Source organism: Kutzneria sp. 744 (assembly GCF_000568255.1).
Taxonomy (GTDB): domain Bacteria; phylum Actinomycetota; class Actinomycetes; order Mycobacteriales; family Pseudonocardiaceae; genus Kutzneria.
In genome coordinates this window covers 5,895,554-5,917,464 of the sequence record NZ_KK037166.1, presented here as the reverse complement: position 1 = coordinate 5,917,464, position 21,911 = coordinate 5,895,554, and the positions used below count along the sequence as shown (strand labels likewise).

Annotated in this window: 22 protein-coding genes and 2 pseudogenes; 17 read left to right on the top strand and 7 right to left on the bottom strand. The window is 70.6% G+C overall.

The genetic code is table 11. The annotated features are described in order from the left end of the window. Window positions 1–24: 24 nt before the first annotated feature. From KUTG_RS26750 to KUTG_RS26730, 5 genes and pseudogenes are all read left to right on the top strand, one after another. Window positions 25–870 (top strand): DUF4097 family beta strand repeat-containing protein, encoded by an 846-nt coding sequence (locus KUTG_RS26750; RefSeq protein WP_043720605.1) that lies wholly within the window; start codon window positions 25–27, stop codon window positions 868–870. A gap of 29 nt (window positions 871–899) precedes the next feature. Next, window positions 900–1,812, top strand: a pseudogene (locus tag KUTG_RS26745) (ATP-binding cassette domain-containing protein). Then, the gene (locus KUTG_RS26740; RefSeq protein WP_043720602.1) at window positions 1,809–2,609 is read left to right on the top strand and encodes an ABC transporter permease; all 801 of its coding nucleotides are present in this window, start codon (window positions 1,809–1,811) and stop codon (window positions 2,607–2,609) included. The pseudogene KUTG_RS26745 and the gene KUTG_RS26740 overlap by 4 nt, the downstream one beginning before the upstream one ends. A gap of 14 nt (window positions 2,610–2,623) precedes the next feature. Beyond that, the gene (locus KUTG_RS26735; RefSeq protein ID WP_043720600.1) at window positions 2,624–3,814 is read left to right on the top strand and encodes a cytochrome P450; all 1,191 of its coding nucleotides are present in this window, start codon (window positions 2,624–2,626) and stop codon (window positions 3,812–3,814) included. After that, window positions 3,811–5,004, top strand: coding sequence for a cytochrome P450 (locus KUTG_RS26730; protein WP_043720598.1), 1,194 nt, complete (start codon window positions 3,811–3,813; stop codon window positions 5,002–5,004). The genes KUTG_RS26735 and KUTG_RS26730 overlap by 4 nt, the downstream gene beginning before the upstream one ends. Here KUTG_RS26730 and KUTG_RS26725 read toward each other — a convergent pair. After that, on the bottom strand, window positions 4,988–5,581 hold the full coding sequence (locus KUTG_RS26725) for a TetR/AcrR family transcriptional regulator (RefSeq protein WP_043720597.1): 594 nt from the start codon (window positions 5,579–5,581) through the stop codon (window positions 4,988–4,990). The two genes, KUTG_RS26730 and KUTG_RS26725, sit on opposite strands and share 17 nt — an antisense overlap. Window positions 5,582–5,668: 87 nt before the next feature. Between KUTG_RS26725 and KUTG_RS26720 the strand changes: the two genes are divergently transcribed. The 6 genes from KUTG_RS26720 to KUTG_RS26695 all read left to right on the top strand — a co-directional run bounded on the left by KUTG_RS26720 (window position 5,669) and on the right by KUTG_RS26695 (window position 9,081). Beyond that, entirely contained in the window at window positions 5,669–6,076 is a 408-nt protein-coding gene (locus KUTG_RS26720) for a DUF4345 domain-containing protein (protein WP_043720594.1), read from the top strand. 16 nt (window positions 6,077–6,092) lie between these two features. After that, window positions 6,093–7,196 (top strand): EstA family serine hydrolase, encoded by a 1,104-nt coding sequence (locus KUTG_RS26715; protein WP_043720591.1) that lies wholly within the window; start codon window positions 6,093–6,095, stop codon window positions 7,194–7,196. A gap of 41 nt (window positions 7,197–7,237) precedes the next feature. Beyond that, the gene (locus KUTG_RS26710) at window positions 7,238–7,408 is read left to right on the top strand and encodes a ribbon-helix-helix protein, CopG family (protein ID WP_043720590.1); all 171 of its coding nucleotides are present in this window, start codon (window positions 7,238–7,240) and stop codon (window positions 7,406–7,408) included. Then, complete coding sequence (locus KUTG_RS26705; protein ID WP_043720587.1) at window positions 7,405–7,743, top strand: VOC family protein; 339 nt, start codon at window positions 7,405–7,407, stop codon at window positions 7,741–7,743. Before KUTG_RS26710 ends, KUTG_RS26705 begins: the two co-directional genes overlap by 4 nt. Then, window positions 7,740–8,576 (top strand): class I SAM-dependent methyltransferase, encoded by an 837-nt coding sequence (locus KUTG_RS26700; protein WP_043720584.1) that lies wholly within the window; start codon window positions 7,740–7,742, stop codon window positions 8,574–8,576. Before KUTG_RS26705 ends, KUTG_RS26700 begins: the two co-directional genes overlap by 4 nt. Before the next feature lie 130 nt (window positions 8,577–8,706). Continuing rightward, the gene (locus KUTG_RS26695; protein ID WP_043720583.1) at window positions 8,707–9,081 is read left to right on the top strand and encodes a VOC family protein; all 375 of its coding nucleotides are present in this window, start codon (window positions 8,707–8,709) and stop codon (window positions 9,079–9,081) included. Here KUTG_RS26695 and KUTG_RS26690 read toward each other — a convergent pair. After that, window positions 9,062–9,970, bottom strand: coding sequence for an oxidoreductase (locus KUTG_RS26690; RefSeq protein ID WP_043720580.1), 909 nt, complete (start codon window positions 9,968–9,970; stop codon window positions 9,062–9,064). The genes KUTG_RS26695 and KUTG_RS26690 overlap by 20 nt on opposite strands. A 9-nt stretch (window positions 9,971–9,979) precedes the next feature. Next, complete coding sequence (locus KUTG_RS26685) at window positions 9,980–10,669, bottom strand: DJ-1/PfpI family protein (protein ID WP_043720578.1); 690 nt, start codon at window positions 10,667–10,669, stop codon at window positions 9,980–9,982. 102 nt (window positions 10,670–10,771) lie between these two features. Between KUTG_RS26685 and KUTG_RS61690 the strand changes: the two genes are divergently transcribed. From KUTG_RS61690 to KUTG_RS26670, 3 genes and pseudogenes are all read left to right on the top strand, one after another. Continuing rightward, entirely contained in the window at window positions 10,772–11,182 is a 411-nt protein-coding gene (locus KUTG_RS61690) for a DJ-1/PfpI family protein (RefSeq protein ID WP_043720575.1), read from the top strand. 79 nt (window positions 11,183–11,261) lie between these two features. Beyond that, window positions 11,262–11,923, top strand: a pseudogene (locus tag KUTG_RS26675) (GlxA family transcriptional regulator); the annotation flags it as partial. Between the two features lie 30 nt (window positions 11,924–11,953). Continuing rightward, window positions 11,954–12,313 carry a DUF3224 domain-containing protein gene (locus tag KUTG_RS26670; protein ID WP_052395447.1) on the top strand — a complete coding sequence of 120 codons (360 nt, stop codon included), beginning with the start codon at window positions 11,954–11,956 and terminating at the stop codon, window positions 12,311–12,313. Here the strand turns inward: KUTG_RS26670 and KUTG_RS26665 are convergent. Further along, window positions 12,300–12,593 carry a hypothetical protein gene (locus KUTG_RS26665; protein ID WP_043720572.1) on the bottom strand — a complete coding sequence of 98 codons (294 nt, stop codon included), beginning with the start codon at window positions 12,591–12,593 and terminating at the stop codon, window positions 12,300–12,302. The genes KUTG_RS26670 and KUTG_RS26665 overlap by 14 nt on opposite strands. 35 nt (window positions 12,594–12,628) lie before the next feature. Here KUTG_RS26665 and KUTG_RS26660 point away from each other — a divergent pair, with 35 nt between their 5' ends. Further along, on the top strand, window positions 12,629–13,504 hold the full coding sequence (locus KUTG_RS26660; protein ID WP_043720569.1) for an exonuclease domain-containing protein: 876 nt from the start codon (window positions 12,629–12,631) through the stop codon (window positions 13,502–13,504). A 108-nt stretch (window positions 13,505–13,612) separates the two neighbouring features. Further along, window positions 13,613–14,467 carry a GGDEF domain-containing protein gene (locus tag KUTG_RS26655; protein ID WP_043720567.1) on the top strand — a complete coding sequence of 285 codons (855 nt, stop codon included), beginning with the start codon at window positions 13,613–13,615 and terminating at the stop codon, window positions 14,465–14,467. Between the two features lie 48 nt (window positions 14,468–14,515). Here the strand turns inward: KUTG_RS26655 and KUTG_RS26650 are convergent, their stop codons facing one another. Together KUTG_RS26650 and KUTG_RS53925 are read right to left on the bottom strand one after the other, a co-directional pair. Then, entirely contained in the window at window positions 14,516–17,956 is a 3,441-nt protein-coding gene (locus KUTG_RS26650; RefSeq protein WP_052395446.1) for a beta strand repeat-containing protein, read from the bottom strand. 198 nt (window positions 17,957–18,154) lie between these two features. Next, the gene (locus tag KUTG_RS53925; RefSeq protein ID WP_052395445.1) at window positions 18,155–18,577 is read right to left on the bottom strand and encodes a hypothetical protein; all 423 of its coding nucleotides are present in this window, start codon (window positions 18,575–18,577) and stop codon (window positions 18,155–18,157) included. Between the two features lie 663 nt (window positions 18,578–19,240). On the opposite strand from KUTG_RS53925, the gene KUTG_RS26630 reads away from it, so the two are divergent. Then, complete coding sequence (locus tag KUTG_RS26630; RefSeq protein ID WP_043720558.1) at window positions 19,241–20,377, top strand: AI-2E family transporter; 1,137 nt, start codon at window positions 19,241–19,243, stop codon at window positions 20,375–20,377. A 60-nt stretch (window positions 20,378–20,437) separates the two neighbouring features. Here KUTG_RS26630 and KUTG_RS26625 read toward each other — a convergent pair whose 3' ends face one another. Beyond that, the gene (locus KUTG_RS26625; RefSeq protein WP_232240953.1) at window positions 20,438–21,652 is read right to left on the bottom strand and encodes a GGDEF domain-containing protein; all 1,215 of its coding nucleotides are present in this window, start codon (window positions 21,650–21,652) and stop codon (window positions 20,438–20,440) included. Window positions 21,653–21,911 lie beyond the last annotated feature (259 nt).

The following is a 21,911-nucleotide window of genomic DNA, read 5'->3' as shown; positions in this document are numbered from 1 at the left end:
CAGACACACTTTTAGGGGACAGCCATGCCTACTTTCGCCACGCCCGAGCCCATCTCCGTCACCATCGAACTGAGCGTCGGGCAGGTCCAGGTCATCGCCGGCGACCGCACCGACACCATCGTCGACGTGCAGCCGAGCGCGCCCTCCGACGAGTCGGACGTGGAGGCCGCGCAGCGGGTCCGGGTCGACTACGCCAACGGCGCGCTCCAGGTGGTCGGGCCGAAGGGCCGCATGTTCGACTTCTCCCGCAAGACCCGCTCCGTCGACGTGACCATCGAGCTGCCGGCCGGCTCCAGCCTGCACGGCGACGTGTCGGTGGGCAATCTGAACGGCACCGGTCGTCTGGGGCGCTGTGAGTTCAAGACCTCGGCCGGCAGCATCCGGTTGGAGCGCACCGGCGCGGTCGTGCTGCACACGTCGATCGGCAACGTCACCGTGGGCAGTGTCGGCGGCAACGCCGACGTGCACTCCAGCTCCGGCAAGATCCAGCTGGGCGAGGTCAAGGGCGCGCTGGAGGTCAAGAACTCCAACGGCGACACCGAGATCGGCACGGCCGACGGCACGGTGCGGGTGCGCGCGTCCAACGGCGCCATCGGGCTGGAGCGCGCCGGCAGCAGCGTGGACGCGAAGACCTCCAACGGCAACATCCAGGTCGGCGAGGTGGCCCGCGGCTCGGTCGTGCTGGGCACCTCCATGGGCGACCTGGAGATCGGCATCGCCGCCGGCACCGCGGCCTGGCTGGACGTGAACACCTCCTTCGGGCAGGTGCGCAACCAGCTGGACAACGCCGCCAGCCCCGAGGACTCGGACGAGACCGTCGAGGTCCGGGCCAACACCTCGATGGGCACCATCACCATCCACCGCTCCTGAGCTCCGAAGAGATCCTGAGGGGGACTCTCATGTCGGCCATCTCCGTCACCGGACTGCGCAAGTCCTACGGCGACCACGTCGTGCTGGACGGCCTGGACCTGGACGTGCCGCGCGGCACCGTCTTCTCCTTGCTGGGGGCCAACGGCGCCGGCAAGACCACCACCGTCCGCATCCTGTCCACGCTGATCAACGCCGATGCCGGGCAAGCCCGGATCGACGGCCACGACCTGACCCGCGAGCCGGACGCGGTGCGGGCGGCGATCGGTGTCACCGGACAGTTCTCGGCGGTGGACAACCTGCTCACCGGCGAGGAGAACCTGCTCCTCATGGCCGACCTGGACCACCTGGCCCGCCGTGACGGCCGCCGCCGGGCGGCCGAGCTGCTGGAGCAGTTCGACCTGGTGGAGGCCGGGCGCAAGCCGGCGTCCACCTACTCCGGCGGCATGCGGCGCCGGCTGGACCTGGCCATGACGCTGGTCGGCAGCCCGAGGGTGATCTTCCTGGACGAGCCGACCACGGGGCTGGATCCGCGCAGCCGCCGCAACATGTGGCAGATCGTGCGCGACCTGGTGGCCGGCGGCGTGACGATCTTCCTGACGACGCAGTACCTGGAGGAGGCCGACGAGCTGGCCGACCGGATCGCGGTGCTGGACAACGTAAAGTCGTCGCCGAGGGGACGGCGACGAGCTTGTTAGATCACCGCCGTAAGGTGAGAATCTTTCAGACTGTCTGGGCCTGTTGGGCGACGCCACCCGGGACAGCGACGCGCTGGCGCTGCGGGTGCCGAGCGACGGCAGCCTCGGCTCGCTCAAGACGCTCATCGACCGCCTGGACGGGCGGGCCGTCGAGGTCGAGGAGCTGTCCGTGCACACGCCCGATCTCGACGACGTCTTCCTGGCCCTGACCGGCACCACCAAGAACGAGAAGGTGACCGTCCGATGAGCACGCTCGCCGCACTCGACCTGCGGTTGCACCCACTGCGCGACTCGGCGACCATGTTGCGCCGCAACCTCAAGCACATGCTGCGGTACCCGTCGCTGACGGTGATGCTGATCGGGATGCCGGTCATCTTCCTACTGCTGTTCGTGTACGTCTTCGGCGGCACGCTCGGCGCCGGCCTCGGCGGCGACCGCTCGTCGTACGTCGACTACGTGGCGCCGGCGATCATCTTCATGACCATCACCTCGGTGGTGCAGGGGACCGCGATCTCCATCGCGATGGACATGACCGAGGGGGTGATCGCCCGGTTCCGCACCATGCACATCGCCCGCGTCTCCGTGCTGACCGGGCACGTGCTCGGCAGCCTGATCCAGGCGGTGCTCTGCCTGTCGGTGGTGATCGGGGTGGCCCTGCTGGTCGGCTTCCATCCGGCCGCGAGCTTCGTGGGATGGCTGGCCACCGCCGGTTTCCTCATCGTCGTGACGTTCGCGCTGGTGTGGCTGGCCGTCGCGCTGGGCCAGGTCAGCAAGAGCGTCGAGACGGCGAGCAACCTGCCGATGCCGTTGCTGCTGCTGCCTTTCCTCGGCAGCGGGTTCGTGCCCACCGACTCGATGCCCACCGTGCTGCGCTGGTTCGCCGAGTACCAGCCGTTCACGCCGATCATCGAGACCCTGCGCGCCCTGCTGATGGACAGGCCGCTCGGCGGCAACCTGTGGCTCGCGCTGGGCTGGTCGGCCGTCATCGCCCTCGGCGGCTATCTGTGGTCCAAGCGTCTGTTCAACCGCGAATACGCTCACTGACAGGGGGACGGAAGATGTCGCATCTCACCGAGTTTCCGCTGGCCCGACCGGCCGGCTGTCCGTTTGACCCGCCCGCGGCCCTGACCGAGCTGCGCGCCGAGGAGCCAGTCGCCCGGATGACCTATCCCGGCGGGCACGAGGGCTGGGTGGTCACCGGCTTCGCCGAGGCCCGCGCCGTGCTGGCCGACCAGCGCTTCAGCTCACGGCAGGAGCTGCTGCGCCTGCCCTATCCACTGCCCGGGTTGGAGGAGCTGACCGAGATGCCGCCGGCGGCGGTCGGCGACATGACCGGCATCGACGCCCCGGAGCACACCCGCTTCCGCAAGCTGCTGGTCGGCAGCTTCACCGTTCGCCGGATGCGGCAGCTGACCGAGCGCGTGGCCGAGGTGACGGCCGAGCACCTGGCGGCCATGAGGGAGCTGGGGCCGGAGGTGGATCTGGTGGCGGCCTTCGCGCACCCGGTGCCGGCGGTGATGATCTGCGAGCTGCTCGGCGTGCCTTATGCCGACCGCGACACCTTCCAGCGCCACGTGACGCTGCTGTTCTCCGCCGACGCGCCGGCGCAGGAGCGGTTCGCGGGCATCACCAGGTTGCAGGAGTACGTCGCCGAGCTGGTGGCGGCCAAGCGATCCGCGCCCACCGACGACCTGTTCAGCGACCTGACCGCCAGCGATCTCACCGACGAGGAACTGGCCGGCGTCGGTTCCTTCCTGCTGGCCGCCGGCCTCGACACCACCGCCAACCAGATCGCGCTCGGCGCCTACGCGCTGCTGCGTCACCCCGAGCAGATTCCCCTGCTGCTGGCCGATCCCGACCGGGGCGTCGAGGAGCTGCTGCGCTATCTGACGATCACGCACACCGGGGTGCGGACGGCGCTGGAGGATGTCGAGCTGGGCGGGCAGGTGATCAGGGCCGGGGAGACCGTCACCCTGTCGACCCAGGCCGCCAATCGGGATCCGCTGCGCTTCGACAATCCCGACGAGCTGGACCTGACGCGCACCGCCATCGGCCACCTCACCTTCGGGCACGGCATCCACCAGTGCCTCGGGCAGCAGCTGGCCCGGGTGGAGATGCGGGTGGCCATGCCCGCGCTGTTCACGGCATTTCCCACGCTGCGGCTGGCCGGTGAGGCGACGCTGCGGCCCGACCACCAGAACATCTACGGCGTGCAGAGCCTGCCCGTCAGCTGGGAGGAAACCCGATGAGCCTGCCCATGAACCGCGACGCCGGGCCGTTCGACCCGCCCAGCGGCATCTCCCGGTTACGGGAGACCCGGCCGGTCAGCCCGCTGGTCTTCCCGGACGGTCACGAGGGCTGGGTGGTCACCGGCTACGACGAGGTCCGCCAGGTGCTGGCCGACGTCCGCTTCAGCTCGCGGCAGGACATCGGGCCGATCCACGTGCCGTGGGAGGCGCCGGGCATGCCCGTGTCGAACGAGCCGTCGCCGCAGGTGCCGGGCCTGTTCATCTCGATGGACCCGCCGGACCACTCCCGGTTGCGGCGCAAGCTGATCGGGGCTTTCACCGTCCGGCGGATGAAGGCGCTGGAGGAGCGCGTCGCCGAGATCGTCGAGCAGCAGCTGGATTCGCTGGCGAACCTGACCCCGCCGGTGGACCTGGTCAAGGAGTTCGCGACGCCGGTGCCGTCGCTGGTGATCTGCGAGCTGCTCGGGGTCCCCTACGCCGACCGGGAGACGTTCCAGGCCAACTCCACCCAGTTCCTGGTCAAGGACCAGGAACTGGAGACGAAGATCGCCGCCTACACCGCGATGACCACGTACCTGGGCGAGTTGGTCACCGGCAAGCGGGCCGAGCCCGGCGAGGACATCCTGTCCGACCTGGCCCGCGACGAGGACCTGAGCGTCGAGGAACTGGTCGGGATCGCCTTCCTGCTGCTGTTCGCCGGCCACGAGACCACCGCGAACATGTTGGCGCTGGGCACTTTCGCGTTGCTGGAACACCCCGATCAGCTGGCCGAGCTGCGGGCCGCCCCCGAGCTGCTGCCCGACGCCGTCGAGGAACTGCTGCGGCACCTGTCGGTGGTCGACCTGTTTTTCCGTTACGCCGTCGAGGACATCGAGATCGCCGGGGAGACGATCACCGAGGGCTCGACCGTGGTCGTGTCGCTGCTGGCCGCCAACCGCGACCCCCGGCGTTTCGACGACGCCGACGAGCTGGACGTGCACCGCAAGGCCCGAGGTCAGATGGCCTTCGGCCACGGCGTGCACCAGTGCCTGGGCCAGCAGCTGGCGCGCATCGAGATGCGGGCCGGGTTCGAGGGGCTGCTGCGTCGTTTCCCGTCGCTGCGGCTGGCCGTCCCGGTCGACGAGGTGCGGCTGCGCACCGATATGACGATCTACGGCGTGCACGAGCTGCCGGTCACCTGGGATCGCTGAGATCTGCCGCCCCGCCCAGGGCCCCGAGCAGCGCTCCGACGCACATCTGGCGCAGCTCGTCCCGGGAGAAGGCTTGGTGCACAAGCCATTCCACGCAGACGACGCGCACGAACACCAGCCAGCCGGCCAGCGCCGCGGACACCAGGCCGAGTGAGTCCGGGGACAGGCCGGACGCGTCGATGATCCGCTGCCGCAGGGCCGCCAGCTCCTCGTTGATCACGGCCTGGATCACCGGGTCGCCGGCCAGGGTGCGGTTGGCCGCCAGCACCGTGTTGCGGTTGGCGACGAAGTAGTCGAAGTGGGCGTCGAGCCCGGCGGCCACCTGCTCGATCACCGGGGTGGTCGAGTCGAACTCGGTCTCGACCAGCAGCACCTCGGCCGCCTTGCGGTACACGGCCTCGAAAAGGTCCCGCTTGGACGGGAAGTGCTTGTACAGCAGGGCCCGGGAGACGCCGGCGCGCGCGGCGACCTCCTCCATCAGCACCTCGTCGTAGGGCCGGGCGGCGAACAGCTCCGCTCCCACGGCGACCAGTTCGGCGCGGCGCTGGGTCGGGTCGAGCCGACGTCTCGGGGGCACTCCGGAATGCTAGTTGACACGTGTACACCACCGCCGTACCGTCCCGTTAGTAGATACGTGTCTACTAACGGGACCGGGGTGACCGTTATGCCCAAACTGCTCAAAGTCCTCCTGCTGCTCATGGGTTTCACCAACGTGGCGATCGGCGTCGTCCACTTCACGCTGGGCATCGTCTCGGTGCCCGGCGAGTGGGACGCCGGGGCCACCGTGGACAGCCGGGAGCGGTTCTACGCCGCGATGTTCATCGGCTACGGCCTGCTGTGGGTCTGGGCCGCGCGGCAGAAGCCGATCCGCGCCGCCACCGTCCGCTGGCTGGCCGGCATCTTCTGGCTCGGCGCGGCCGGCCGGCTGATCTCGCTGGCGGTGTACGGCCCGCCGCAGTGGTTCCAGCTCGTGCTGGCCGCCCTTGAGGCAGCCCTTCCGCCGATCTACCTACTGCTGGCCACGGCTGACGAGCGGCAGGCTGAAAACCGTTGGAGTGAAGCGACCGCGTAGGCCGACACTGCGCTATGTGCTGAAGAGCGAGGGATTCGCCGCTGACGACTACGCGGCGGTGCGAGCGGCGTTCGAGGCCAACGACGAGGTGGGCGCGTCGGTCTGCGTCACCGTCGAGGGCGAGACGGTGGTGGACCTGTGGGGCGGGTTCGCCGACGAGGCGCGGACCCGGCCGTGGGACCGGGACACGATCGTCAACGTCTACTCGGTGACCAAGACGATGACCGCGCTCACGGCGCTGCTGCTGGCCGACCGGGGCGAGCTGGACTTCGACGCCCCGGTGGCCAAGTACTGGCCGGAGTTCGCGGCGGCCGGCAAGGAGAACGTCAAGGTCAGCCACCTGATGAGCCACTCCGCCGGCCTGTCCGGCTGGCGAGAGCCCATCGAGCCGGCCGACCTCTACGACTGGGAGAAGGCGACGGCGCTGCTGGCCGCGCAGGAGCCGTTCTGGGAACCGGGCTCGGCGTCGGGCTATCACGCGGCGACCCAGGGCTACCTGGTCGGCGAGGTGGTCCGCCGTATCACCGGGCGGACGCTGGGCACGGTGTTCCGGGAGGAGATCGCCGAGCCGCTGGGCGCCGACTTCCACATCGGGCTGCCGGTGTCGGAGGACGGCCGGGTGGCGGACCTGATCCCGCCGCCGGAGGGCTCGCCCTTCGACTCCGACGTCACCGAGCTCCAGGCCAACGCGGCCAAGAATCCCGACCTGACGGTGGAGATCACCCGCACGCGGGAGTGGCGGGGCGCGGAGATCCCGGCGGCCAACGGCACCGGCAACGCCCGGTCGATCGCCGAGGTCCATGCCCTGCTGGCCAACGGCGGTGTCGCCAAGGGCAAGCGGCTGCTGTCCGAGGCGGGGTGTCGGCGGGCATTGGAGGTACAGGTCGAGGGCACGGACCTGGTGCTGCCGATGCGGATCCGGTGGGGTCTCGGCTTCGCCGTCAACGGCGGTTTTCTGCCCAATGCCAACACCATCTACTGGGGTGGCTACGGCGGCGCGCTGGCCTTGATCGACATGGATGCCCACATCTCGGTGGCGTACGCGATGAACCGGATGGCCGGCACGACCACCGGCGACGAACGGGGGCTCGGCCTGATCATGGCGACCTACGCGGGCTGAGGGTCTTCACGACCCACGGCTAGAATGCTAGCATTCTAGCCGTGGGTGAGGACGTCAAGCAGTTCAACGTGTACCTGCCGGTCGAGATGATCAAGCAGGTCAAGCACCACGCCGTCGAGGAGGGTCTCTCGCTGTCGGCGCTGGTCGCCGACGCGCTGCGCGCCTACCTCGACACCCACGGACAACAATCCGAAGGGGAGGGATCGGCATGACCACCGACGGTATCGACGCGGTCTACCTGACCACGCACAACTGGGGCCGGACCGCGAAGTTCCTGCAGTCGCTGGGTTTCCAGCTGGACTTCGAGACCGACCACAACTCGGGGCAGCTACGCAACGGCGACGGCCCGCACGTGTTCGTCGCCGAGGTGCCGAACCGGGAGCCCGGCATGCAGCTGGTGCTGAAGGTCCCCGACGAGTCGAAGGTCCAGCTCGACCCGTCGGTCGAGGTGGTCACGCCGTTCGAGGACACCCACTACGGCACCAGGGAAATGGTGGTCCGCGACCCGGACGGCCGGACCTGGACGCTGCAGGCGCCGACGACATGACCGAGCCGGACAACACCGCGATCCGGGTGGCGCTGTGGCGGGCGCTCCACGTCAAGTTCGACCAGCCGCCCGTCTTCGTGGACACCATCGGCCTGGAGTTGGCCGATCCCGGCCCGGACTGGCGGCAACGACCGGACATGGATCCCCGGGCCACGGCCGGGTTTCGCGGCTCGGTCGTCGGCCGGGCCCGCTTCGTCGAGGACCTGGTCGCGGGGCACGAGTCCGAGCAGTACGTGATCCTCGGGGCGGGCCTGGACTCGTTCGCCCAACGCCACCAGGGGGAACGGCAGGTCTTCGAGATCGACCAGCCGGAAACCCAGGCGTGGAAACGAAAGCGGCTGGACGAGCTCGGTCATCCGGCCCCGCACTGGGTCCCGGTCGACTTCGAGGCGGGCGACGACTGGCTGCAACGCTTGGTGGACAACGGTTTCGACCCGGGCATGCCGGCGGTCGTGGCGTCGACCGGCGTGTCGATGTACCTGACGAAGGAGGCGACGGCGGCCACCCTGGCCAAGGTCGCCACGCTCGCGCCGGGATCTACCTTCGTCATGACGTACCTGCTGGAGCTGGACCTTGTGGCCGAGCAGGACCGTCCCGGGCGGGCCATGTCGGCCCAGGGCGCGGCGCGGTCGAGCACCCCGTTCGTCAGCTTCTACCGTCCCGAGGAGATGGCGGCGATGGCCACCGCAGCCGGCTTCGCCACGGTGGAACACGTGTCCGGGCAACAGATCGTGGACCGGTACTTCAAGGATCGGCCGGACGGCTTCAAGCCCTCCACGGGCGAGGATTATCTGGTTGCCACCACCGGAGAACGGGCTACAGTGACGGCGTGATCACCGGACCGGCCATGGGCCATTCACGGATGGGCGATCCGGTGGATCGCTGACCGGGCGCTCGCGTGGACCTCCTGATCGGGGACGACAACCCGATCCATGGAGACCACAAGCGAAAGCGAGCATCCGTATGCCAGCGACGTTCAACCACACCATCATCCCAGCCAAGGACCGCGAGGTCTCGGCCCGGTTCTACCGCGAGCTGCTTGAGGTGCCCGAGGCGCCGTCCTGGGGCCCGTTCACCAACATCCAGCTGCACGACGGCGTGCTGCTGCAGTTCGCCGAGCCGCCGGTGGACATCCAGATGCACCACTACGCCTTCCTGGTCGACGACGAGCTGTTCGACCGGGCCCGACAGCGGCTGCTCGACAACGGCGTGCAGACCTGGGCCGATCCGTTCCAGAAGCAGCCCGACGAGATCAACACCAATCACGGCGGCCGGGGTGTGTACTTCTCCGACCCGGCCGGGCACGGCATCGAGCTGCTCACCCAGCCGTATCTGTGAACCGGTAGACCACGCTGGTCAGGCGCTCCGACTTCTCCCAGAGCCGGCGCGCCACACCCGGGTCGTGTGACCGCGGGGCCGACGCGGTGCGGACGGGCTGTCCCTTGAACCCGTTCCACCCGTCGGGCCCGTAGTAGTCGCCGCCGCGCACGGCGGGGTCGGTGGCGGCCCGCAGCGACGGCAGCGCCGCCTGGTCGCTGTCCTGCATCATCCACGACATCAGCGGCGAGGCCAGCAGCCACTGCACCACGCGCGGGTTCTCCCTGGCCAGTTCGGTGCGGGCCGAGCCGGGGTGCACGGCCACGGAGATGGGCCGGGCCTTGGCCGCGGTCAACCGCCGCTGGAGTTCGTAGGCGAACAGCAGGTTGGCCAGCTTGGACTGGGCGTAGGCGGCGATCGGGCGGTAGCGGTCGCGGGAGTTCAGGTCCTCGAAGTTGATCTCGCCGGCCCGGTGGGCGTTGCTGGACACGGTGACGATGCGCGACCCGGCCACCGGCAGCATCGCCGGCAGCAGCAGGCCGGTGAGCGCGAAGTGGCCGAGGTGGTTGATGCCGACCTGGAGCTCGAAGCCGTCCTGGGTGCGGTCGCGCGGCGTCATCATCACGCCGGCGTTGTTGATCAGCAGGTCGACGCGGGCGTGCTCGGCGACGATCCGCTCCGCGCCGGCCCGCACCGAGGCCAGCGAGGCCAGGTCGAGCAGCACCGGCTCGCCGCCGGTCTCGGCGGCCGCGGCGTCGGCCCGCGCCTGGTCACGGCAGGCCAGCACCACCGTGGCCCCGGCCTTGGCCAGCGCGCGGGCGGTGGCCAGGCCGACCCCGGTGTTGGCCCCGGTCACCACGGCGACGCGCCCGGTCTGGTCGGGCATGTCGGCCGTGGTCCACCTGGTCATGGCCCAACACTACGAGCCGATCAGCTCGCCGAGCAGCTTCGGATTGTCGGCGAGTCCCGTGCGCAGCCAGCTGTCGACCAGCGGCCGGCGGGCGGCGATGTCCACGCCGGCCCACTCGATGCCGCCCAGCGGCGGCTGCGGGTCGTACTCGATCATCAGCTGCACCTGGCGGGCGATCTCCTCGCCGGCCAGCTCCTGCACGAGGTGCAGGGCCAGGTCGATACCGGCGGAGACCCCGGCCCCGGTCAGCACGTTGCCGTCACGCACCCAGCGCTCGACCACGGGCGTCGCACCGAACTTGGCCAGCAGGTCCCGGCACATCCAGTGCGTCGTTGCGCGACGGCCCTCCAGCAGGCCGACGGCGCCGAGGAGGAGCGAGCCGGTGCAGACCGAGCCGATGATCTCGGCGTGGGCGGCCATGTCCCGGACGCGTCCGAGCAGCTTCTCGTCGCCCATCGCGGCCATGGTCGGCACGCCGCCGCCCGGCAGGAACACCGCGTAGGGCGCGGGCACCTCGTCGAAGGTGTGGCTGGCGGCGACGCCGAGCGGGGTGTCCGTGGGCACCGGCGCCTTGTCCTCGCCGAGCACCACGACCCGGTACTCGGGGTCGAAGGAGGGCAGCGCGCTCAGCACCTGGAGCGGGCCGGCCATGTCCAGCAGCGTGAAGCCCGGGTAGAGCACGAACGCGATGTCCTTCATGGCCTTGAGGCTCGTCCGGGCCGCCGCCGGCCGGCAATCATGTCCGGGAGCCCTGTCCTGAATCCTGGTATCCCTGTCTTTCGGACGGGTATCGTCACCCGCATGCGCAGGATCGTGATCGTCGGCTACCCGGAGGTGGAGCTGCTCGACGTGGCCTGCGTGGCCGACACCTTCGACACGGCCAACCGGCACGGCGCGAATCCGCAGTACTCGATCGAGTTCGCCACGCTCGGCGCGCAGCCGGCCAGCAGCGGCTCGGGCCTGGTCCTGGCCGGACAGCACGCGCTGGAGCGGATCACCGGTCCGCTGGACACGATCGTCGTGTCGGGCGGCCTCGGGCACGAGCGCGCCGCCGACGATCCGGTGCTGGTGGCGCATGTCCGACGGCTCGCCCGGGAAAGTCGCCGTGTGTCCTCGGTCTGCTCGGGCGCGAGCGGCTGGCCGCAGCCGGCCTGCTCGACGGCCGCCGCTGCCCACGCACTGGTTCCGGTCTGTGATGTACTGGATGCATGAGTCAACAGAGACTTCTCTCGGGTGGTGTAGGGGATCAGCGGAATGCCGAGTTTTTGGTCCTCGCTATCTAGGGGGTAGGAGTTAATCATTGGCCCGCGGAGTAGGTATTTACGTTTTCCCCAATATTATCTGGCCGCAGCCGGCCTGCTCGACGGCCGCCGCTGCACCACGCACTGGTTCGTCGCCCGCGGCCTCCAGGAGCGCTACCCGCTCATCGAGGTCGACGCGAAACCCTTGTACATCAAGGACGGCAACGTCTACACGGCCGCGGGCGTGACGAGCGCGCTCGACCTGTCGCTGGCCTTCGTCGAGGAGGACAACGGCGCGGGGCTGGCCCGCTCGGTCGCCCGCAGCCTGGTGACCTACCTCCAGCGGCCGGGCAACCAGGCCCAGGTCAGCATGTACGTGCAGGCCCCCGCGCCGGAGAACTCGGTGGTGCGCAAGCTGGTCACGCACATCGCCGCCCACCTCGACCACGACCTCGGCGCCACCGCGCTGGCCGATCGGGCCGGCGTCAGCGAGCGCCACCTGACCCGGCTGTTCCTCGACCACATCGGCCGCCCGCCGGCCAGGTACGTGCGGGAGACCAGGGCCGAGGCCGCCGCCCGGCTGCTCACCTCGACCGCGCTGCCGCTGGCGGCGATCGCCCGGCGGTGCGGCTTCGGCTCGGCCGAGACGCTGCGGCAGGCCTTCGTCGGCCAGTACGGAATCCCGCCGTCCCACTACCGAAACCTGACATGATCTGTCAGGTATGGCTGCGAGGCTGGTCCCATGAGCACGTTCCGATACACCACATGGGATGAGAAGGTCGTCGTCGAGGCGGAGGGCGGCCCCAAGGTCGCGCGCGCCGACGTGGACTTCGTCTACGAGGGCCCGCTGACCGGCGAGAGCAAGGCCCAGATCCTGTTGCACTACCGACCCGACGGCACCGGCACGTTCGTCGCCTACGAGCTGCTGACCGGCTCCTTCGACGACAAGCCCGGCAGCTATGTGCTGGCGCACAAGGGAACCTTCGACGCCGGCGGCATCGAGTCGGCCTTCGAGGTCCGCCTCGACAACGACGTCGTGGCCACCGGGACCTACAAGAGCGGCCCGAGCCAGGAGGTGCCGTACACCATCACTTCCCGGTGAGCAGGTGCACGACGACGATGCCGATCACCGGGCCGGTGGCCAGCGCGCCGAGCGTGAACAGCACCCGGGTGACGACGTGGTTCTGCTCGCGGACGAGATCACGGCCGCAGTTGGCGCACGCCTTGAGCCCGTTCCACGGCGTGCCGCAGTAGGGACAGCCCTTGCCCTCCAACGCCGTCTTCTCGCGCGGGCGGATCAGCAGGAACTCGAAGAGCCCGGCCGCCACCCAGAACACGATCACCGCGATCAGCCACGGCGTCGACGCTTCGAGCCACCTCACGTGGGCCATCGTGGCACAGCTAGTAACGTCGCCGCGTGTCGGATGGCTATGCGGTCGTTGACGTCGAGACGACGGGATTCGCGGCCAACGGCCGTGATCGAGTGGTCGAAGTGGCCGTGGTGGGGGTGGACCGGACCGGTGTGATCACCGACGAGTGGTGCACCGTGGTCAACCCCGGCCGTGATCTCGGGCCCCAGCACATTCACCGGATCAGCGCAGGGGATGCTCGCCGTGCGCCGTCCTTCGCGCAGGTGGCGGGGGCGCTGGCGGCCCGACTGGCCGGCCGGGTCATGGTGGCGCACAACCTGTCGTTCGACGCGCGCTTCCTCGCCGCCGAGTTCGACCGGCTGGGCCTGCCGGTGCCGGTGGCGGCGGAGTTCGGCCTGTGCACGATGGCGCTGGGCGCCGCCTATCTCCCGCAGCGCAGCGGACGATCGCTCAAGGCCAGTTGCGATGCGGCCGGTGTCGATCTGCGAGATGCACACTCGGCGTTGGACGACGCCCACGCCGCGGCCGGGCTCCTCACGCACTACCTGAGCCGCGTCGGCCGGCCCGAGCCGTGGACGGATCTCCTTGCCGCGGCGTCAACCTGGCCCTGGCCGACGCTGCCGCCGGACGAGGTCGCCGAGTACCGGCGCGGCAGCTGGGTGCCGCCGACACCGACAGGTGAGGTTCCCTCACTGCGCATCGGGGACCTCGTGGTGTTCACCGGACAGACCGATCTTCCCCGCGCTGAGCTGGTCGAACGGGCAGTCGCGGCGGGACTGCGGGTCAATGCGGGCTATGTCACAAAGCAGACCGCGCTGCTGGTCGCCGCGGACCCGGAAACCATGTCCACCAAGGCCCGAGCCGCCCGCCGGTACGGCGTGCCCATCGTGTCGGCCGACCTGTTCGAGACGCTGATCACCTGAAACCGGCCAAAGATCACCGGTACGGGTGGATCGGGCCCCTTGTTAAGAAGCCACCTCGGGGGCAGGCTCTTGGACGAAACCTCCCTGCTCCAGGAAGGTGCGAGGCGGATGAGTGCCGTGGACACGGCGGCGCCGGCGACCACCGGGACGGTCTGGGACGAGCTGGTGTCCGAGCTTCCCGTCGGGGTGCTGCTACAGGACGAACATGGGGCGGTGCTGGCCGCCAACAGCCTGGCCGGGCATCTGCTCGGGCTCAGCCGGGCCGATCTGCTCCGCAATCGCCGGCCCGAGGGCTGGCAGGTCTGCGACGACTCCGGCGCGCCGCTGCCGCAGGGCGCCGAGCTGGCCGCGCAGGTGTTGCGGGGCAACGGGCGGCTGGCCGTGCCGATGGTGGTGGTGCGCAACGGGGTCGCCGGCTCGCGGCTGTGGGCCGATTTCCACGCGGTGAGCCATCGCGGCCGGCCGAGCGTGCTGACCTTGCTCCAGCCGGTGCACACCGACATGCCGCACAGCCGGGGTCTGATCGATCCGCTGACCGGGCTGCCCAGCCGGGCGCTGCTGCTGGATCGCTTGGAACAGTCGCTGACCCGGTCCCGCACCAACGGCTCGCTGAGCACGTTCGTGCTGGTGGACGTGCGCAAGCTGGCGGAGGTCAACACCGAGCACGGCTTCGACGTCGGCGACGGGCTGCTGACCGTGCTGGCCGGGCGGCTGCGCCAGGGCCTGCGCGACGATCACACCGTGGCCCGCTACGGCGGCGACGAGTTCGCGGTGGTGGCCGAGCATCCGTGCGGCACGGGCGAGCCGATCGCCGCCCGCGTGCGGGAGCTGACCCAGCGGGCGGTGCTCGTCGGCAAGGTCCGCCTGCATCCGAAGGTGCGGATCAGCTGGGCCACCAGCGACGGCTCGGCCGCCGCGCACACCGTGATCGGGCACGTCGAGAAGAGACTTCGCACCGCATGAAAAGAACCCCCGGGCTGGCTGCCCGGGGGTTCCTTCTAGTCAACGAGCTCAGCCGATGTGCAGGCCCTCGGTCATCGAGCCCAGGTCACCCAGCAGCTCCTGGCCGGGCAGCGCGCGAGCGCCACCGGCCAGGTTCGGCTGCACCTGCACGCCCTTGAGGGCGGGCAGCTGCGCCAGGTGCGCACCCGGGAGCAGGTTGTCGGTCGGCAGCACGCCCGACAGCGACGGCAGGTCGCGCTCCTGCGCGGGCAGACCCGGCAGCGCGCCACCCAGGGGAACCAGGCTGGTCAGGCCCATGATGCTGTCCACGCCCAGGCCGGCCAGCGGCAGACCCGCGGTGGTCGGCAGCGCCGACAGCACCGGCAGCGACGGCAGCTCGCGGGCGCCCATCAGGCCACGGCTGGTGATCGGCAGGTCCAGGGCGGGCTTCTCCTCGCCGACCACCGCGGAGGTCACGTTCGTGCCGTGCGCGAGCGCGGTGCCGAACACCTCCAGCGGCACGTCGAAGACCTGCACCAGGGCGCCGATCGGCAGGTGGCCGTTCAGGCCCGACAGCTTCTTGGTCACGCCGGCGGTGGTCTGGCTGCCGCCCGAGGCCACGTCGGTGACGTTGACGCCCTTGGTGGCCGAGATGCCGCCGACGGTCACGGCGTCGGTGAACACACCGGCGATCGCGGCCACCGGGACCTGGAGCAGGTCGCCGGAGATGGAACCGGCGGTGCCGTTGGTCTTGACGTCGCCACCGGCGAGGTCGACGACCTTGTTGGCGCCCGCGTGGTACGCCTGGCCCGCGGCGGAGACGGCGTCCTGCGCCACCTGCGCGTCGGCCACGACCGGCACCGAGGCCAGGTTGCCGGCCACCGAGCCGAACACGCCCGAGGTGTCGGCCTCGCCACCGGCGGTGTTGATCACCGAGGTCGAGCTCTTGTCGAACGCCAGGCCACCCGCGCCGACGGCGTCGTCGAGGACCTCGGCGTTGGCGATGGCCGGCACCTGGGCGAGGTTGCCCGAGATGGCGCCGAACATGCCGGTGGTGTGGGTGTCGCCACCGGCGAAGTTGCCGGTCCACGAGGTGGTCTCGTTGGCGGCGTTGCCCAGCGCGCCGACGGAGTCGGACAGCACCTGCGCGTTGGCCGCGGCCGGCACCTGCGCGACGTTGCCGGCGACCGAGCCCAGCTTGCCGGAGGTGTTGGTGTCGCCACCGGCCGACGGGTCGGTGTAGCTGTGCGCCAGCGCGTTGGCGATGCCGCCCAGGGTCACCGCGTCGCCCAGGACCTGGGCGGTCGCGGCGGCGGGCACCTTGGCCACGTTGCCGGAGACCGCGGCCTCGGTGCCGTTGGTCAGGACGTCCTTGCCGGCGGTGTCGAACACCTTGTTGTCGGCGACGGAGTTGCCCACGCCCGCGGCGGTGACGGTGTCACCCAGCACGCCCACGACCGGCGCCAGCGGCACCTGCGCGACGTTGCCGGCGAACGAGCCGCCCCAGCCGTTGGTGATGTCCGTGCCACCGGCGTTGGAGCTGGTCAGGTTGGCGGCAGTGGCGTTGTCCACACCCGCGCCGGCGATGGCAGCCCCGAAGGCCTGCACCGCGCCGGCCACCGGCACATCGGCGATGTTGCCGGTCAGCGCGCCGCCCTTGCCCGACGCGTCGACGTCGCCGCCGGCGGTGGAGCTGGTGACACCCTTGGCGATCGCGTCGCCGTTGCCGACCACGGTGGCGGTGTCGCCGAACAGCTGCGTGGGCAGCGAGACCGGGACCTGCGCGGCGTTGCCGGACGCGCTGCCCTTGTCGCCCACGGCCTCGACGTCGTGGCCGGCCGTGGTGGTGGTCTGCGACTGCGCGCCACCGGTGACGTTGGCGACCAGGCCGGCCGCGTCACCGAACAGCTGCACCGGCGCGGTGACCGGCACCGAGGCGATGTTGCTGCTGACCGTGCCGCGGTCGTCGTTGGTGTTGGTCTTGTCGCCGGCCTCGACGTCCTTGACCTCCTTGGACAGACCGTCGGCGTTGCCGGCCAGCGAGGCGCCGGCGCCGAAGATCTCGGCCGGGATGGCCACGGGCACGGCGGCGATGTTGCCGCCGACGACCCCGCCGTTGCCGAGCGTGCCGTTGTAGCCGCCGTCGACGACCGAGGAGTCGTTGCCGGCGGTGCCGCTGGCGTTGCCGATCAGCGAGCCGGCCGAGCCGAACGCGTCGACCGCGCCGGCGATCGGCGCGACGACGTCGTTGCCGCCCAGGGTGGACTTGTCGCCGTCGGTGTAGGTGTTGCCGCCGGCCAGCGCCGTGACCTTGTTGATGTCAGCGGCCTCGGCGGTGCCGATCCAGGTGACGCCGTCGCCGAAGACCTCGACGGGCAGCGCGACCTCGGGGTCGACGATGTTGCCCGAGCCGGTGGACTTCACACCGGTCGTGCCGGCCATGCCACCGGACTTCAGGTCGTTCTCGGTGGCGCCCAGCGCCGTGGTGTTGCCGATCCAGGAGACGGCGTTGCCGGCCACCAGGACCTTGCTGACGATCGGCGCCTGGACGATGTTGCCCGACACGGTGCTCGGGTCGCCCGAGGTCAGCGCGTAGAACCCGTCCTGGGTGTCGCCGGCCTGCACGGCGCCGGTGCTGTGGTTGCGCGCGTCGGCGTTGCCGACCCAGGAGATCGCGTTGCCGTTGGCCTCGACCGGCAGGCCCAGGGGCACGCCGATCAGGTTGCCGGCCAACGTGCCGCCGTTGCCGGTGCTCTGCAGCGAGCCGCCGGTGGCGACGTCGGTGCTGGCCTTGTTGACGGTGTTCGAGTTGCCGCCGACGCCGATGGCGTTGCCGGTCACCTGGACCGGGGTGCCCAGGGCGGCGTCGACGATGTTGCCGGCCAGCGTGCCGCGGTCACCGTTGCTGATGAACGGCGTGGTGCCGGTGGCGGTGGCCGCGTCGGCGGTGCCGGCGGCGAACGCGTTGCCGGCGGCGGCGATCGCGTTGTTGTCCAGCTGGATCGGCAGGCCGTAGTCGACGCCGATGATGTTGCCGGCGATCGAGCCGCGCTTGCCGTCGGTCTGGGTGACCGACTCGGCCTCGCAGCCGACCTTCGAGCGGTTGAACGTCGCGGCGTCGCCGGTGGCGCCGATGGCGTTGCCGGAGATGTCGACCGGCACGCACACGTCGAGCGGGATGGTGTTGCCCCGGCTGATGTTCTGCGGCACGGCGACGGGGATGTTCTTGGCCTGCGTGGCCAGCGGGTGCGGAGCCAGCTTGCCCGTGAGCTCGCGGGTGCTCACGGTGTGGCTGACGGCCGGCAGGTCCGTCTTGCCGAGCACGGTGCCCAGCTGGTTGTTGGCCTCGTGGATCGGCACCTTGACGTTGACGTCGACCAGGTCCGCGGCGGGAACACCCAGCGGGTGAGCCGGCTGGGCCTCGGAGGCGTTGGCGATGCCGGTGCCGACGGCGATGAAGCCACCGGTGAGGAGCGCGGCCTGTAGTCCGCGCTTCGCCCACGTCTGCATTACTTCTCCTTGGGGTTCGTCCCTTGCGGGGCTAACGGGTGGCCGGGGGCAACGGCCACCCGGGGAAGTGGGATGCACCTAGCTGAGGGGGAGATGCATCCCGGGTCGTTAGCGCGGCTGGACGAGCGCAGAAGAATGCGCACGGACCGAAAACGGTGCGGGCCTCAAAGCCCTGCGACCGCCAGCCGCGCGCGGGAATCAGTCAGGCGTGATGCCGGCTTGCTTGCCGGTCAACACGGACACCGACTGCGAGGTGGCCACGACGGACCAGTGCGCAGCGGCGCCGAGGGTGGAGCCGAAGGGAAGCTGCTCGGGGTTGGGGACGCCGGCCGAGCCGAAGCCTCCCGTTCCGAAGCAGCACGGGGCCGGCGGTGCCTGGGCGGGCAAGGCCGGCATCGGCGTGGAGTTCCTCGGGCCGGACAGGTCCGAGCTCCGGTACGGCGGCAACGGGTGCCGCGCGGTGAGCGCGGTGGCGGCAGGCGCGCCGACGAAGGACGAGAACAGGGCGGAGCCGGTCGCGCCGGCCGGGTCGAGCCCGGTCGGGGAGGCGGACTGCTGCCTGCCGTCGGTCGTCGTGGACGCGCCGGAGAGCTCGCCGATCACCGAGATCGGCAACCGCACCGGCAGCGTGGCCAGCGGGAAACTGGACCACGTGGCGCACCAGGGAAACCGAGTCCCCCACCAGGGCGGACGGGGCCGGAGTTGCCACGTGCCGCCCCACCTGGACGAAGTCGTCCTGGACCTGGTGGGCGAACCGGTCGAATTCGGCGGAGGAGGGCAGGCTCGCCCCACTCGCCAGGGTCTGGTGCTCGTCGGCGAGCGAACCCACGGTCGGCTTGCTGGCGGTCGCGACCGCGCGGGCCATCTCGTGCACCCCGTTGTCCGCTGATGCGGTTTCCGGCGAGTGGCCGTGCGTGGCGACCGCGTGGTTCACCGGGTTGACCACGATGTGGTCGCCGAGGGTTCCCGCGGACGCGCAGGCGGTGGAGAGGCACCACGCGGCGGCCGTCAGGCCCGCCGCGCCGCCGACGGTCAGCAGTGCCCGGGTGAGTGCCCGGCGTAGCCGGCTGCCCCCCGTGATCACGTGCCCGTCCGTCGACAAAATGAAGATCCTCTTCCGCTCGCCTGGGGAAACGTCGTCATCGGTGAAGGGACGCGAGAGGCATCCGTGATGTCGACGCCGAGAGATTGTCAGTTTCGGACCGGCCGCGCACCCTTGACGCCGCAAGATCCCCTGAACGTGTGAACAGTGCCTAACCACCGCCACCCGACTACGGTGATCGTGTGACTTCGCCCCGGCCAGGCCGTCCCGAGGACGTCAGCCAGTCCGTGCCCAAGGTGCTGCGGGTCAGCGCCGCGCTGAGCTGGCGGCTGCTGGCCGTGGCCGGCGCCGTCTGGCTCATCTCGTGGGTGGTCGGCTACCTGGCGGTGGTGATCATCCCGGTGGCCATCGCGCTGCTGCTGGCCGCGCTGCTGGCGCCGGCGGTGGCCCAGCTGGTGCGCTGGAAGGTCCCGCGCGGATTGGCCACCGCGCTGGTCGTGGTCGGCGGCATCGCGGTGGTCGGCGGCGTGCTCTACGGCGTGATCAGCGCGTTCGTCGGCGGCCTTCCCGACCTGCAGAAGCAGGTGGCCGACTCGGTGAAGACGATCCAGGCCTGGATGCAGGGCCCGCCGCTGCACCTGTCCCCGGCCCAGCTGACCGACCTACCCAACCAGATCATCAAGCTGATCCAGGACAACCAGCTGACCATCACCACCAGCGCGCTGAGCACCGCGGCCAGCCTGGCCGAGGTGCTCACCGGCGTGCTGCTGGTGCTGTTCACCACGATCTTCTTCCTGCACGACGGCGGCGGCATCTGGTCGTTCCTGGTCCGGATCATCCCGGCCGACGTGCGGCCGCGGGTGGACGTGGCCGGCCGCCGCGGCTTCGCCTCGCTGGTCCGCTACGTGCGGGCCACCGCCGCGGTGGCGGTGGTGGACGCGGTCGGCATCGGCGTCGGCATCGGGATCGTCGGCGTGCCGCTGGCGGTGCCGCTGGCCGCGCTGGTGTTCCTCGGCGCGTTCATCCCGATCATCGGCGCGGTCATCGCCGGCAGCGTCGCGGTGCTGGTCGCGCTGGTGGCCAAGGGCTTCATCTGGGCGCTGGTCGTGCTGGGCATCGTGATCCTGGTGATGCAGCTGGAGAGCCACATCCTGCAGCCGCTGCTGCTGGGCCGGGCCGTGCAGCTGCACCCGCTGGCCGTGGTGCTGGTGATCGCGGCCGGCTTCACCTTCGGCGGCATCGCCGGCGCGCTGATGTCGGTGCCGATCCTGGCCGTGCTGAACTCCGGCATCCGGTCGCTGCTGCACGACCAGGGCGTCGATCCGTCCGAAGTGGACCCGACGCGGCCGCCCAAGGTGGAGCCGGGCACCTCCAAGTAGACGGCGCCGCCAACTCGGCTTAAGAGCGACCTCGCCCCGCGCGGAACGCGCGGCAAAAAACTACGCCATGGCTACCAGGTTGCGGCCGTAGCCCTTGGCCGACAACAGTGCCGAGTCGGCCGCCACCAGCAGCGTGGACACGTCGTAGCCGTAACGGTCCGAAGTGGACACTCCGATGCTGACGGTGAGGCCGCTCAGCACGTGGGCGTGGCCGTCGGCCGCGGTGGTCGCCACCCGCAGCAGCGAGATGGCGTGCCGGACCCGTTCGGCCACCGACTCGGCGACGCCGGGGCCGGTGTCGGGCAGCAGCACCACGAACTCCTCGCCGCCGAACCGCCCCACCACGTCCCCGTGCCGCACGCTGACCCGCAGCTCACGGGCGACCGCGGCCAGCGCCGCGTCCCCGGCCAGGTGCCCGACCCGGTCGTTGACCCGCTTGAAGTGGTCGAGGTCCAGCAGCATCATCGCGACCGGCCGCTGCCGCGAGGAGGCCTTGGCCAGCTCGTCACGGGCCTGGAGGTCCCAGTGCACGGCGTTGGACAGCCCGGTCTTGGCGTCTCGTTGGGCCGAGCGCCGCCACTGCGGCAGCTGCGCGGCCCGCTCCAGCAGGAACATCGGCGGCCCGGCCAGCAACGCCCGGATCGGGTCGGTCAGCACCGACACCGCCATCAGCGCGCCGGTGCTCACGGCCACGATGCCCAGCACCACGTCGATCGGCTCGCCGAACACCTCGTCCGAGCCGGCCGACGGGGCCCGCAGCCGCAGGCCGACCGCCACCAGCACCGCCCGGGTCATCAGCAGCACGATGCCGCCGAGCACGAGCATGCCGAAGTCCCAGCTCGGCCGAGTCCAGCCGAGCGCAGCACGGGCGGCGAACACCGACAGCGTGGTCGCGGCCAGCGTGAACAGCCAGCGATGCGCCTCCGGGCCCGGGCCGAGCACGCCGTAGAGGGCGGGGCCGAGCAGGAGTAGCAGCGTCAGGTTCGGCGGCAACACCAGCAGACCGGCCGACAGGTAGCAGATGTGCAGCGCCCACGGATTGCGCCGGGTCTCGTTGGACAGCTGCGTGGCGATCGCCGTGATGACCACGACCACCAGGCCGGTGCCCGCGATCGCGCCGAACCGGCCGAGGTCCTCCAGGGTGGGCGGGGCGGTCGCGGCCAGGACGCAGCCGCCGACGACCAGCGCGGCGAGGTCCACTGCGATCCAGTAGACCAACGCGGGCCTCGGCAGGGTCCACATCGACCAGTCACGCACTACGAGTCCGTTCGTCACCCGATGTCCTGAGCGTCGCACACACCGTGACACGAGCAGAAGTCCACCGGTCAGGGATACCCGCCACCACCCGGTCACGGCAGTATGAGCGCGGGGAGGGAGCCGTGGTGAACCGCAGACCAGCCATTCCGGGGATCACGCCCGACGACGATCCGGCCACGCCGTTCTGGCGGGGCGTGATCGTGCTACGCATCGTGACCTGGGTGTTCGCCCTGGCCAGCATCTGGGTCGACCGGGGCAGCTTCGACCTGGAGTGGGC